The 13,578-nt window shown below is 71.6% G+C and carries 11 protein-coding genes; 1 reads left to right on the forward strand and 10 read right to left on the reverse strand.

Translation table 11 applies throughout. From position 1 onward, the window contains the following. Positions 1-25: 25 nt before the first annotated feature. From ACFVYA_RS09660 to ACFVYA_RS09695, 8 genes are all read right to left on the reverse strand, one after another. Positions 26-2,773: a BTAD domain-containing putative transcriptional regulator gene (locus ACFVYA_RS09660; RefSeq protein WP_387044107.1), complete on the reverse strand. Its 2,748-nt coding sequence runs from the start codon at positions 2,771-2,773 to the stop codon at positions 26-28. Between the two features lie 442 nt (positions 2,774-3,215). Beyond that, positions 3,216-4,118, reverse strand: coding sequence for an ectoine hydroxylase (thpD, locus tag ACFVYA_RS09665; RefSeq protein WP_387044109.1), 903 nt, complete (start codon positions 4,116-4,118; stop codon positions 3,216-3,218). A 31-nt stretch (positions 4,119-4,149) separates the two neighbouring features. After that, positions 4,150-4,542, reverse strand: a complete 393-nt coding sequence (locus ACFVYA_RS09670; RefSeq protein ID WP_003071625.1) for an ectoine synthase — start codon at positions 4,540-4,542, stop codon at positions 4,150-4,152. 18 nt (positions 4,543-4,560) lie between these two features. Next, the gene (gene ectB, locus ACFVYA_RS09675) at positions 4,561-5,814 is read right to left on the reverse strand and encodes a diaminobutyrate--2-oxoglutarate transaminase (RefSeq protein WP_387044112.1); all 1,254 of its coding nucleotides are present in this window, start codon (positions 5,812-5,814) and stop codon (positions 4,561-4,563) included. Positions 5,815-5,829: 15 nt separating this feature from the next. Then, positions 5,830-6,339, reverse strand: a complete 510-nt coding sequence (ectA, locus tag ACFVYA_RS09680; protein WP_387044114.1) for a diaminobutyrate acetyltransferase — start codon at positions 6,337-6,339, stop codon at positions 5,830-5,832. 224 nt (positions 6,340-6,563) lie between these two features. After that, complete coding sequence (locus ACFVYA_RS09685) at positions 6,564-9,608, reverse strand: patatin-like protein (RefSeq protein ID WP_387044116.1); 3,045 nt, start codon at positions 9,606-9,608, stop codon at positions 6,564-6,566. A 127-nt stretch (positions 9,609-9,735) separates the two neighbouring features. Next, on the reverse strand, positions 9,736-10,971 hold the full coding sequence (locus tag ACFVYA_RS09690; RefSeq protein WP_285986830.1) for a DUF445 domain-containing protein: 1,236 nt from the start codon (positions 10,969-10,971) through the stop codon (positions 9,736-9,738). Between the two features lie 5 nt (positions 10,972-10,976). Beyond that, a complete protein-coding gene (locus tag ACFVYA_RS09695) occupies positions 10,977-11,783 on the reverse strand; it encodes an Abi-alpha family protein (protein ID WP_387044119.1) in 807 nt (268 codons plus the stop codon). Between the two features lie 82 nt (positions 11,784-11,865). Here ACFVYA_RS09695 and ACFVYA_RS09700 point away from each other — a divergent pair, with 82 nt between their 5' ends. Continuing rightward, a complete protein-coding gene (locus ACFVYA_RS09700) occupies positions 11,866-12,699 on the forward strand; it encodes a maleylpyruvate isomerase family mycothiol-dependent enzyme (protein WP_387044121.1) in 834 nt (277 codons plus the stop codon). A gap of 38 nt (positions 12,700-12,737) precedes the next feature. Here ACFVYA_RS09700 and ACFVYA_RS09705 read toward each other — a convergent pair whose 3' ends face one another. Both ACFVYA_RS09705 and ACFVYA_RS09710 read right to left on the reverse strand, forming a co-directional pair. Next, positions 12,738-13,064 carry a hypothetical protein gene (locus ACFVYA_RS09705; RefSeq protein WP_387044123.1) on the reverse strand — a complete coding sequence of 109 codons (327 nt, stop codon included), beginning with the start codon at positions 13,062-13,064 and terminating at the stop codon, positions 12,738-12,740. A gap of 103 nt (positions 13,065-13,167) precedes the next feature. Next, positions 13,168-13,575, reverse strand: a complete 408-nt coding sequence (locus ACFVYA_RS09710; RefSeq protein ID WP_285986834.1) for a lipopolysaccharide assembly LapA domain-containing protein — start codon at positions 13,573-13,575, stop codon at positions 13,168-13,170. Between the last annotated feature and the right edge of the window lie 3 nt (positions 13,576-13,578).

Raw genomic sequence — 13,578 nt, forward strand, 5'->3', positions numbered from 1 at the left:
GAACGGCCGCAGTTCGAGAAAGCCGTTACTGAAGATCGGCGAGTTCGGTGCGAACCTCACCGACGAGCTTCGGGTGCACGCGCTCGTAAATGCGCACCGACAGCGCCAGTTGTTCACGCGCGCCGTCGATGTCGCCCTTGGCCCGCAGCACCCGGCCCAGCGTCAGCCGCAGCGTCCCTTCCCGCGCGACGAACTCGCGGCTGATCGCCAGATCGATCGCTTCCCAGACGTACCGCTCGGCGGCCTCGAGGTCCCCGGCCCGCAAGCTGAGCTCGGCCAGCTTGTCCAGGGAGACGACGACCTGGACGTCGTCGCCCAGTTCGCGGTCGATCCGCAGGCCGGCGCGCTGGTGGGCGATCGCGTCGGACAGCCGGCCCGCTCGCTTCTCCGCCTGCGCGCAGCTGCTGAGCGCCTGCCCGCGCAGGGTGACGTCGGGAGCGTTCGCGATGGCCTCGGCCAGCCGCTCGATGGCCCGTTCGTGCTCGCCGAGCCGGCTCAGCGCGCGTCCGAGGTGCAGGTCCACCGACGTCCGCAGCCGCTCGTCGGCCGAGGCGGCGGACAGTTCCGCCGCCCGTTCGGCGTCGGCGAGCCCGGCACCCGGCAGCTCGAACGTCAGCGCGATCTCGCACCGCGCGAGCCGCAGCCAGCACTGCCCCGCGACGTCGCCCGCGGCTTCGGCGGCGGCGACGCCGAGGTCGGCCATCCGCGTCCACTCGTCCAGCAGCGGGCACGCGACGCGGTACGTGTGGGCCAGCCGGGCCAGCCGCCACACGTCGTCGTGACGGCGCGCGGCGTAGGCGGCGTCGAGGACGGCCAGGAGGTTGGGCCACTCGGCCGCGAACCAGTCGTGCGCCTCGGCGAAGCCGGGAAGCGGCGGCATCGCGTCGTCGGCGAGGACGTGGGAGAAGTCGAGCGGGTCGGCGATCCGGCCCAGCCGGCGCCGCGCCCGGTCGGCCACCGCCTGGTAGTAGCGGACCGTCCAGCCGAGCGCTTCGTCGCGCTCCTTGTCGCCGAGTTCCTGCTCCGCGAGCTCCCGCAGGTACAGCCAGACGAGGTCGTGCGGCACGAAGACGTCCCGCTCGGTCTCGGCGATGAGGTTGTGCGCGGCCAGCGTGCGCAACCGCCGCCGGGCCTCGGTCACCGTGATCTGCGCGACCGCGGCCATCACGTGCGGCCCGACCATCACCCCGGGCACCGCGCCCAGCTGCAGGAACGTCTCCGCGACTTCGCCGGGCAGGCCGCGGAAGGAGACGTCGAACGCCGCGCGGACACTGTCGTCGGCGCCGTCGACCTGCAGCCCCGCGAGCCGGGTGCGTTCGTTGCCGAGCTCGTCGACGAGCTCCTCCGCGGTCCGCTGCGCACTCGCCGAGAGCCGCGCTCCGGCGATCCGCAAGGCCAGCGGGAGGTAGCCGCAGAGCCGCGCGAGGGCGTGGTTGAGGCTCGCCGGGCCGGCGAGTTCCTCGATGAGCGCCACGGCGTCGTCGGGCGCGAGCGTGCCGAGCACGCGCTGCTTGGCCGCGTTCGACACGGCGAGCCCGTCGAGGCGCGAGCGGCTGGTCACCACCGTCATCGTGCGCGCGCTCGGCGGCAGCAGCGGGCGCACCTGCTCGGCGGTGCGGGCGTCGTCGAGCAGCACCAGCATCCGCCGTCCGGCGATCAGCGAGCGGTAGAGGGCGACCCGCTCGTGCAGCAGCTCGGGGACCTTCGCGGTTTCGACGCCGAGGCCGAGCAGGAACTGGGTGAGCAGCTCGGCCGGCTCGAGCGGCGGGTGGTGCGGGTCGAAGCCGCGCAGCGACGCGAACAGGACGCCGTCGGGGAACCGCGGCGCGGCCCGGTGCGCCCACCACACGACGAGCGAGCTCTTCCCGACCCCGGCGGTGCCGGTGACCACCGCGATCGTGGTCTGCCCGGCCTCGGCCCGGGTGACCAGGCCGTCGAGCCAGGCCAGTTCTTCGGCGCGCCCGGCCAGGTTCGGCACCGCCGCGGGCAGCTGCGAAATCGCTTTCGCCGGCTCCGCGCCGGCGGCCGGGGCGACGACGTCCCGCGCCGGGAGGTCGTCGTTGAGAACGCGCTCGTGCAGCCAGCGCAGCTCCGCGCCGGGCTCGACGCCGAGGGTGCGCAGGGTCGCGCGGGAGACGGTCCGGTACAGCTCGAGCGCGTCCCCGCGGCGGCCCGCGTGGTACAGCGCCCGCATCAGCTGGCCCGCGGTCCGTTCGGCCAGCGGATCGGCCCGGACGATCGGGCTGAGCTCGACGATCAGTTCCGCGTGCCGGCCGAGTTCGAGGTCGGCGTCGACGCGGGCGCCGTGCACGGCGAGGCGGAGGTCCTCCAGCTCGGGGGCCCGCAGGGAGTCGGGCACCCCGCCCAGCGCGGGGCCCTGCCAGAGCGCAAGCGCTTCGGCCAGCAGCGCGGCGGCGGCTTCCGGCGTCGCCAGGGACGCCCGGTCCAGCAGCGAGCGCGCCCGGTGGACGTCGATCAGGTCCGGCTCGACGTCCAGCCGGTAGCCCGGCGGGGTGGTGAGGATGCGCGGGCCGTCGAGGTCGCGCAGGATGCGCCGCAGGTGGGAAACGTTGCCGTGGACGATGGTCCGGGCGGTCGCCGGCGGGTCGTGGCCCCACAGGGCGTCGATGATCTCGTCGAGCCCGACGACCTTGCCGGGCCGCAGCGCCAGCAACGCGAGCAGGCCGCGAACCCCCGGTCCGCCGATCGGGACGGGCTCGTCGTCGTGGAAGAGCTGAACGGGCCCGAGCAGCTGGAGCCGGGTCTGGGCCATGCTCGCGCCCACCTCCCCGGGTCCACGGTGTCCCCGGCGTCGCCCCCGCCGGAAAAATCAACCTACCGTGGTGGCCCGCCGGCGAATACCGCCCCACCGGGCCGGGACCAGGACCTATCGCGGCCGCTGCGGATTCCGCTGCGGGTGCGGTGCGCCCCTGCGATGACGCGGACATGACAGGACCCCGCACCACCGGTCCCGATCCGGTGGTGCGGGGTCGCCGTCAAAACTCCCGGCCGGGCCGCCAAGGGCCGTCCGCCCGTCCGCCACCGAGGGCAACCGGGCGGGTGAGCTCACCCCGAGCGAAGTACCCGCCGCCGGTCGTCCGCGAAGACGTGTTGCACGGGCCACACACCCGCGCGGTGGCGACACGGTAACAGGGCGCACCGGGCCGGTCACCGGCGGGTCAGGATCTCCGGCTTCCCGGGGACTCCGGTTCGGCTCAGCGCGTGATCGGCGTCGAATCGCGGCCGGCGATGAACGCGGGCCGGGGCGTGCCGGCCGCGAACGGCTCCCGCAGGGCGTTTTCCACGCTGTTGAACACCAGGAAGATGTTCGAGCGCGGGTACGGGGTGATGTTGTTCCCGGAGCCGTGCATGATGTTCGAGTCGAACCACAGCGCCGAGCCGGCCTGGCCGGTGAACTGGTCGATGCCGTGCTCGGCCGCCATCTTCGTGATGTCGTCCTCGCTCGGCACGCCCACCCGCTGGTCCTTGAGCGAGCTCTTGTAGTTGTCGCCCGGCGTCTCCCCGGCGCACTGGACGAACGTCCGGTGCGAACCCGGCATGATCATCAGGCCGCCGTTGAACGGGTGGTTGTCGGTCAGCGCGATGGAGCAGCTGACCGCCCGCGGCGTCGGCATGCCGTCCTCCGCGTGCCAGGTTTCGAAGTCCGAGTGCCAGTAGAAGCCGGTGCCCTTGAAGCCGGGCATGTAGTTGACGCGGCTCTGGTGGACGTACACCTCGGAGCCGAGCAGCTGCCGCGCCCGGTCGAGCACGCGCGGGTCGCGCACCAGCTCCGCGATCAGGCCCGAGATCTCGTGGACGTCGAAGATCGACCGGACCTCACCGGTCTTCGCCTCGGTGATCACGCGCTCGTCCCGGGCGAGCTCCGCGTCGGAGGACAGCCGCACCAGCTCCTGCCAGTACGTCTGGACCTCCCCGACGGAGAGCAGGTCCTCGACCACGGTGTAGCCGCGCGCCTCGTGGTTCGCCAGCGTGGCGGCGTCGATCGGGCCGTCGGCTTCGGTGCCCCACACCGTGGGGTGTTCGCGCGGCAGGTGGGCCGGCGTACCGGTGATCCGGGTCGGGTAAGCGTCGTCGACCCGGGTGTCCGTCAGCGTCACGGGCTTCGCCTCCTGTGTTCCTCTCCGGTGCTTATGCGTCCTCGGTGATCAGCGGGTACACGCCGTTTTCGTCGTGCACCTCGCGGCCGGTCACCGGAGGGTTGAACACGCAGACGCACTTGATCTCGGTCTTCGGCCGGACCTGGTGCTTGTCGTGGTCGTTGAGCAGGTAGAGCGTGCCGGGCTTGAGCTCGTACACCTTGCCGGTGGCCAGGTCCTCGATCTCGCCCTCACCGGAGGTGATGAACACCGCCTCGATGTGGTTGGCGTACCAGAAGTCGTTGACCGTCCCCGCGTAGAGCGTGGTCTCGTGCACCGAGAAGCCGACGCCCTCCTTGGCGAGGATGATCCGCTTGCTGCGCCAGTTCTCGGTCTTGATGTCGGCGTCGGTGTCGGTGATCTCGTCGAGTGTGCGGACGAGCACGGGCAATCTCCTTTACTTCTACTTCTTCAGGACGGCCTTGATCGACTCGTCGATGATCGACAGACCCTGCGTCAGTTCGTCGTCGGAGAGCGTCAGCGGCGGCAGCAGCTTCATGACTTCGCCGTCGGGGCCGGAGGTCTCCATCAGCAGGCCGCGGGCGAACGCCTCGGCGCAGACGCGCCCGGCCAGGTCGCCGTTCGCGAACTCGAGGCCGCGCGCCAGGCCGCGGCCCTTGGCGAACAGGTTCGCCTCCGGGTAGGCCTCGACGATGCCGCTGAAGGCGCTCGCGATGCGCTCACCCTTCGCTTTCGTCGACTTCTCGAGCTCGTCGTCGCTCCAGTAGACGTCGATCGCTTCCTTGGCGGTGACGAACGCCGGGCTGATCCCGCGGAAGGTGCCGTTGTGCTCGCCCGGCTCCCAGACGTCGAGCTCCGGCTTGATGAGCGTCAGCGCCATCGGGATGCCGTAGCCGCTGATGGACTTCGACAGGCAGACGATGTCCGGCGTGATCCCGGCGTCCTCGAAGCTGAAGAACGGTCCGGTGCGGCCGCAGCCCATCTGGACGTCGTCGAGGATCAGCAGGATGTTGTGGCGCTTGCAGAGGTCGTCGAGCCCCTTCAGCCACTCCAGGCGCGCGGCGTTGATGCCGCCCTCGCCCTGCACGCCTTCGACGATCACCGCGGCCGGCTCGTTGAGCCCGCTGCCGGAGTCCTGCAGGAGCTTCTCGAAGTAGAGGAAGTCCGGCATCGCGCCGTCGAAGTACTGGTCGTACGGCATCGGGGTGGCGTGCACCAGCGGGACGCCGGCGCCACCGCGCTTCATCGAGTTGCCGGTGACCGACAACGCGCCCAGCGTCATGCCGTGGAAGGCGTTGGTGAAGTTGATGACCGACTCCCGGCCGGTCACCTTGCGCGCCAGCTTCAGCGCGGCCTCGACGGCGTTCGCGCCACCCGGTCCGGGGAACACGACCTTGTAGCCGAGCCCGCGCGGGTCGAGGACCTTGTCGCGGAAGGTCTGCAGGAAGTCGCGCTTGGCCACGGTGAACATGTCGAGGGCGTGGGTGACGCCGTCCCGCTGGATGTAGTCGACCAGGGCCTGCTTCAGCTGCGGGTTGTTGTGCCCGTAGTTCAGCGCGCCGGCCCCGGCGAAGAAGTCCAGATAGGGCTTTCCGCTTTCGTCGTACAGCCAGCTGCCCTGCGCGCGGTCGAACACGACCGGCCAGCCGCGGCTGTAGCTGCGTACTTCGGATTCGAGCTCTTCGAAGATGCTCATGTGTTCGTTTCTCTCCTAATCGCCCGGATTCGTGGGCGCGGTCAGCGGACCGATGCGGTAAAGCTCTTCCGGCAGGTGCCCGGCTTCGGGGAAATCCTCCCCGCCGAACAGCACACTGGTTTCCATGGCGGCGTTCCACCGCTTCGCGAACGAAGTGAACAGCCGGATGGACGCCTCGTTGTCCGGGGTGATCGTGGTCTCGAGGTAACGCACCCCCTCGCCGACCAGGCGCGTGTACAGCGCGTCGAGCAAGGCTCCGGCCAGGCCCTTTCCCCGCTGGGACGCGTCGACCGCGACCTGCCAGACGAGCGCCGAGTCCGGCGCGTCCGGCCTGCGGTAGGCGATGACGAAACCGACCGCCTCGCCGTCCTCACGCGCGACCACCGAAGACTCGGCGAAATCGCGGCACCAGAGCATGTATGCGTACGGCGAGTTGAGATCGAGCTTGGCGGAATCGCGCGCGATTCGCCACAGCTGCGCGCCGTCCGCCTTGGTCGGGGATTCGATCAAGTGCGTTACGGACATACTCAGGAAACGTAACAGAGAATTTTTGCCCTGCCAGCGACGCAGCTCACGACCCCCGCGATGACCTGCGGGGACGCGATGTACCCGGTGAGCAGTCGCACAAACATGTTTCAAGTCGCCGGCAGCTGGGCACAAGCGCGCTCATGGCGCGGGCCCACAGCCCGTGACCTACCCGCACCATGAACCTTCCCGCCCGTGATCGCAAGGCGACGGGCCGAAATCGCTCAGCGCGAACTCGGTGCCGGCGTGCGTTCCGCCGTCTTCCGGGGCGAACGCCCGGCCACTTCGAACACGACGCCCTTCGCTTGCCGGTTCCGGTCGCGGCGGTGGCCGAGGCGGCGCCGGAGAGCGCTCAGCGGCGTCACGACCGCGGGCAGGAGCAACAGCCCGGAGACCACCAGCCACCACACCGCGCCCTCGCCGCGGCGCCAGCCGGCCACGACCTCACCGAGCCAGCCGAAGAACGGCCGGGCGAGCGGGGGCAGGAACGCGGCCAGCAGCAGAGCCGCCACCACCAGCGCCCCGAGCGCGGCGAACAGCCACCGCACCCGGTGGCCCGTCGTGAGCAGCGCCGTCGCCAGGTAGACCACCGCACCCGCGAGGACGGGGAGCCCGACCCACTGCAGGACCGCGCCGCCGTTGGTGCCGATCACCAGGCCGGCCAGCAGTGCCAGCAGGCCCGCGGTGAGCGAGCCGGCCGTGCCGAGCCGGGACGCGCCCTGCGAGACCCTCGCCGTGCTCCGGGCGACCGTCCGCAGCATGCCCGCGACGGTCTGCGGCCAGCCACCGGGCAGCCGGAACGCGATCGTCCCGGCGTTGACGGTGGCGGCGCCGAGCGCCACGAGCGTCCTGGTCAGCCGTGCGGTGCCCTGCTCTCCGGCGAGCTTCTCCGCCGAGACGCGGCAGGCCTGGAACCGGGCCTGCGCGGCGTCGACGTCGACCCTCGGCAAGTCCTCGGCAAGTGCCTTCTCGATGCCCGGGCGGTCGTCGGCGTCGTAACGCGACGCGAGCGTGACGACCGGAAGCTCTTCCGCGGCGATTTCGGCTTGCCGCGCCCGGGCCAGCACCATCGCCGTCACCGGCAGGCTGATCGGGCGGTGGTCCCCGAACGCCACCGGTGCGAGGTCGGCGTCGAGGCCGAGGAACGCCAGCTCGGCCGTCAGCTGGTCGCGCAGCTGACCCGCCTCGGCCGGCGTGCAGCGGTCGCGCTCGTCCGGCGTGCGCCAGCCGGGCTCGAGCGCGGCGACGAGCTCGTCGCGGAACCGCTCCGGCCCGACGACGTCCCGCAGCGTTTCGAGGCGGACGGGGTCGAGCAGGCACTGGACCAGCCAGCCCGCGCCGTCGATGCGGCCCCACATCCAGTCGCTGGCCCGCCACGACGCCTTGTAGAAGGCGCCGAAGTAACTCGCCTGCATCCCGGTCAGCTTGTCCCACGACCGGCGCCGCGTCATGTCCAGCAGCGTCCGCGAATCGGCGCTGACCTGCACGAGGTCGACCCGCTGGTCGACCGACGGCGCCTGGGCGAGCAGCCCGCGCGTCGCCACGTGCAGGGTGATCAGCCGGGCCTGGACGACGTCGTCGCCGCCCGCGGCGTCCGGGCCGAGGGCCAGCCAGTCCAGCAGGGTCGTGACGGTGCCGGACTTCCCGGGCTCGGCGTCGGCGAGGGCCCGCAACGTCGGCGCCGCCGCGCGCAGGCCCGCGACCACCTTCGGCCACGCCTCGGCGACGGCGGCCGAGCGGCCCAGCCCGGCCCACTCCTCGGCGAGCTCTCGGATCCACACCTCGAGGGTGCTGCTCGCGCCGGGCCCGGGGTGCGCGGCCACCCACTGCGCCAGCCGCACCCCGCGGCCGGCGGTCCGGCGCGCCGCGTGCAGCTGGGCGCGCGCGTCGTTGAGCGCCCCCGCGCGCGCCGCGTCCGGCCGGAGCCGGAACCCGGCGTTGATCAGCTGCAGGCCGGTCGCGACGGCGTCGTCGAGGGCGGTCGTCCGGTAGCCGACGAGCTCCGTCACGCCGAGACCGGCGGGAGGCGGCCCGGCCGGGACGCCGCTGCTCAGCCCGGTCACGGCGATCGCCCGCAGCTGCCGCGACATCCCGGACGCCCAGTCGCGGTCCGGGGTGTCGGCCTCGGACAGCGCGTACCGCCGGGCGGCGACCCGCACCAGCTCGGCGGCGTCCTCGGCGGTCCGCCGCTCCAGGTATGCGGCGGCGATCCGGGCGTCGACCAGGCATTCCGGCCCGCCGCGCAGGCCCAGCGCGGCCAGCGAGACCCGCGTGTCCCGGGCGCGGAGCACGGCGTCGTTGTGGCGGGTCAGGTCGTCCAGCTCGGCGCTGATCGACTGGCTCATGACGGTGTTGACGACCTTGGCCATGGCGTTCGACAGCAGCGGCGGGTTCGCCGGATCGCACTCGACGGCATCGGTCACGCCTTCGCCGGTGGGCACGACGTAGAGCAGCAGCCGCCGGACGTCGGCGTGCGAAGTGCGCTCGAAGATTTCGCGCAGCGCGGGCCGCAGCGGCTTGTTGAGCAGCACTCCGCCGTCGGTCAGCCAGTGCGAACGGGTCAGTTCCGTGTACGGCGTCATGTCGGGGTGCAGCCGGTCGGTGCCGCCGGTGCCGATCGGCATCCGCGACAGCTCGAACGCGCCGGGGAAGGAGGCGGTGGAGCGGGCCGCGAGCGCGAGCGGCCCCTCCACCCCGATCGTCCATAGTGGACCACAGAACCGGAAGAGCATCCGGTGTTCGGTGTCCCGCACCAGGTTCCCCAGCGCGTCGTCGAACTTGGTGGTCTCGCCGTCGATCATGGTGCCGGTGAGCAGCACGGTGATGTCGGGCTCGTCCTTCGGCGGAGTGCCTTCGGCGGTGATCTGCCGCAGCGCGCGCTCGACGTCCCCGAGCAGCACGCGGTCCCCGTCGAGCACCGACCGCGGCTGCGCTTCTCTCGCGTCCCGGATCAGGTTCTCCAGCGAACCGGTGGTGATCCAGGTGTCCCTGAGCACCTGCGGCGTGGAGCCGAAGGCCTCGGCGAGGCCGAGACAGGCGGCGTTGATACCGCCGGCGCTGGTCCCGGTGAGGACGTCGATCGAGACGCTCGCCCGCAGGACGTCGAGCAGGCTCCGGTAGAGGCCGGGTGGGGCGTCCCCGCGTGACTCCCGCAGCAGCTGCGACGTCTCGGTGGCGACCCCGCCCATCCAGATGGCCAGGCTGGCCCCGCCGACCATGGTCATCGCGAGCCGGATTTCCTGCTGCCACGGTTCCGCGGTCTCGGCCATGGGAGTCTCCCGGCGAATCGGTCTTCCTGACGCAGAGTAGAGGCGGCAGGTGACGACCGGGATACGTCCGCGGGTACGGCCGTTCGGGTGGACTTGTGCGCCCGCCTGGCCGCCGGCGAACCGCGGGCTAAGCGGCCAGGTGCTCCAAGATCAGCACCTGGGCCTCACCGACCGCGAAGCCCAGCACCGCGCCCGTCGCGATCAGGATCCACTCGTCCTGCTCGAACGCCGGGCGCAGCAGCCGCTCGAATTCCTTCGGCGACAGCTGCTTCATCTTCGACACCAGCACGTTGCGGATGTCCATCGCGTCGGTCGCGTAGTCTTCGATGTAGCGCATCGTCTCCGGCAGGCGGGACATGATCTGCGACGAAATCGCCAGCTTCATGTCCTGGTACCGGCGGCTGCCGACGGCGAACACCAGCAGCGGCTTCGCGACGCTGCCCAGCTCCCGGTCGAGCTGGCGCTGGATCAACGCCAGCACCCGGTCCGACAGCGGCCCGTGCAGGATCGCCTCGATCACGTTGTGCGGGGTGATGATCTCCTTCGCGATCAACGACCCGTAAGCCTCCGCCACTTCCGCGCGCCGCTTGAGGAACAGTCCCTGCCACTGGATGCCGAAGTAGCGGCGCGGCTCGATCGGGTAGAAGATCATCCGCAGTGCCAGCCAGTCCGTGAACCAGCCGGTGAACAGGCCGAAGACCGGCATGATCGGCGGGAACTTGAACAGCACCCACGCCACCATCTGGACGACGCCGATCGCGCCGCCGAACACCAGGCCGGACCGGGCGATGAACTTGAACTCCTTCGCGCCCGCCTCCTGGAAGATCCGGTTCAGCAGGCGCTTGTCCTTGACCAGGCTGGTGACCACCATGCCCTTGAGGTCGAACACGCTGTCCACATCGGACTTGATCAGGTCGAGCACCGCGGCGACCATCCGCGGCGACTCGTGCTGGACGCGCTCGATCACCAGCCGCTGCACCCGGACCGGCAGGGACTCCCAGAGCCCCGGCTGGTAGTGCCCGGCCACCTCGCGCACGATGTCCTCGACGCCCGCCAGCAGTGGCTTCTCGATCTCCTTCGCAATCCGCTCGGCGTCCAGCCGCGCCACCACTTCGGCCGGCTTGATCAGCTGCTCGGTCATCGTGTCGCAGGCGATGCTCGCCATCCGGGCCGCGCGCTTCGGGACGATGCCCTGCCAGCCGAGGAACGGCTTGACGCCGACGAACTCCACCGGCTGGAACATCATCCGGATCGCGACCAGCTTCGTGCCGTAGCCGATCAGCGCCGCGACGACCGGGATCGAGACGTAGAGGGGCCAGTGCTGCGCGAAGTCGGCGACGATGCCGGCGAGGAACGACCCCATCCGGGTCAGCCGAGGCTGTGTGGTCGAGAAGCGGGGTCGCAGGCCTGCCAGAACTGGGCGCCGAGGCGCGAAACGTGGATCGTCCGCCGGACGAACTTCGCGCGCCGGACGTGCTTCTCCGCCTCGCGCACCGTCTCGTCGGTCATCAGGATCTCGTACTGCGTCTCCAGCGACGGCACCTCTTCGTCGAGGTCGACCAGGCCGAGCCCGATCAGCCGGGTGACGTAGCCGGGCACCTGGTCGGGCAGCGACACCCCGGCCGCCTTGCCGACCGTCGAGGCGTTGCGCAGCACGACCCGGCCGTTGCCGCCGAGGCCGGTGCGCTCGACGACGTCGACCGCGGGGAACGGCGAGCCGTCGGACAGCGCGGCCAGGATCCGGGCCTCGTCCGGGGTCAGCTGGCGCAGGATGATCGCGTAGAAGTACTCGCGGGCGCGCTCGCGGCCGAAGCCGACGGAGTGGTTGAGCAGCTCGGCCATCGCCGCGCGCAGCGGCTCGGCGTGGTTGTCGCGCACCGGCACCAGCGTCACGGCGGCGGGCACGTTCCCGGGCACGGCCGGGCGGTTCATCGCCGACGCCGCGGTGAGCGCCGCGTGGTACGGGTCGTCGACCTCGTCGAGCCGGCGGCGCAGCTCGGTCAGCAGCTGGCGCTCCACCTGCCGGACGCCGCGTTCGGCGGTCTCGACGCCGGGCAGCTTGCGGCCGAGCGCGAAGCCGGTGCGCGCGGCCCAGCCCGCCAGCTGACCGGCGCGGCGGGCCAGGTCGGCCACGTCGTCGGCGGCACCCCGGCCGTTCGGTCGCTCTGCGTTCACCGGCGGACTCCCCTCTGCTTACGCGCTGATGCTACCTGCGGGTAGGCCGAATGGAGGTGTGACGTTCCTGTTGGATGCACACATGAGTCCGACGCGCTGGGGCCCGCCGATCGACGTCCTCCCGTACTTCTCCAAAGAAGAACAGGCGCTGATGACGCTGCTCGGGGCGCTCACCGAGGAGGACTGGACGCGGCCCACCATGTGCGCGGGCTGGACGGTCAAGGACGTCGCCGCCCACCTGCTGGGCGACAAGGTCGGCCGGCTGTCCCACGGCCGCGACGGGCACGCGTCCGAAGGCCCCCGGCCGGGTGAGGCGTTTCCCCGGTTCATCGACCGGATCAACGAGGAGTGGGTCGTCGCGTGCCGCCGGCTTTCGACGGATGTCCTGCTCACGATGCTGTACGAGTTCATGGGCCAGACGACCGAGTACTGGGCCCAGCTGGACCTCGACGTCCTCGGCATGCCGGTGAGCTGGGCGGGCGACGAGCCCGCGCCGCGCTGGCTGGACGCGGCCCGCGACTATTCGGAGTTCTGGGTGCACCACGTGCAGATCCGCGAGGCCCTGGAGCACACGCCGCTGGAGGCGGAGTACGCCGAGCCGATCGCCGACACGTTCATCCGGGCGCTGCCGCACACCCTGCGCGCCGTCGACGCCCGCGTCGGCAAGCAGGTCGGCTACACGGTGACCGGCCAGGGCAAGTGGCACGCGCGCCGCGAACGCGACGGCTGGGTCCTCGACCGCGGCGCACCGCCGTCCCGCACGCCGCTGGCCACCGTGACGACGGACCTGGACACGTTCTGGCGGCTCTGCACCCGCAACGCGGCGGACCTCGACCGGGTGCGGACGACGGGGGACGAAAACGTTTGCGCGCTGCTGCTCGGGATGACCTCGATCATCGTGTCCGAGCCGGGCTGAGCCCGGCGCTGACGAGCAGCGCCGGGCGCCCCCCCCCGTCAGTACTTCCGGACGTTCGGCCACGCCCCGTTCACGCGGACGTTGCAGCTGGCCGACACGGTTCGCGACCCCCACGGGTCGAGCGGGTACCAGTTGGTGTGGTGGTCGGCGTTGACCGGGCCGACGCCGCAGTTGTAGCCGAGCCGGACCTGGCTCTTCTCCGAACCGCCCGTGCAGTCCATCCAGGCCGCCGTGTTCGCGTAGTGCGCGGTGCAGCTGGCCAGGCTCTTGACGGTGGCCCCGTCCGTCGCCGCCGTCGCCACGGCAGCGGGCCCCGCCACCACCAGTGCCGCGGTCGCCGCGACGATGATCGATGTCCGACGCATGATCCTCAACCCCTCTTCTCGACTGGCCGTTCGACGAGGAGTGTCGTCGCCGAAGGGCCTCGCGGGAGGGTGCTGAGATCTGGGTCGAACAACGGTCGCCGGGTCAGCGGCGGCGCGCCTGCTTCCGCAGCTGCAGGATCCGGGCGCCGCCGATCAGCGCGACCAGCGCCGCGCCGCCGATCGCCGAGAACAGCATGGCGATGGCCAGCGGCAAGCTGCCTTCGGCGCCGAAGAACCGCACCGTCGCCGGGTCGAGGTTCTGCAGGATGAAGACCAGCAGCACGACCAGCACGAGCAGGCCGGCGATGACCGCGACCCAGGTGCCGCTGATCCGCGTCGGCCGGGCCTTGCCCGCGGGTTTGGCCGGCGCCGGGCGCACCGGCGTCACCTCCTCCGCGCCGGGCCGGACGTCGCCGGCGCGCAGCTCGGCGGGTTCCAGGGCGCCTTCGGGCAGGTCTTGGTGGGTGGGACCGGTGGGGCGGTCGGCCGCGCCCCCGCGCGCGTGCGTCATGTG

This window comes from Amycolatopsis sp. NPDC058278 (assembly GCF_042881395.1).
In the GTDB taxonomy this organism is placed as follows: domain Bacteria; phylum Actinomycetota; class Actinomycetes; order Mycobacteriales; family Pseudonocardiaceae; genus Amycolatopsis.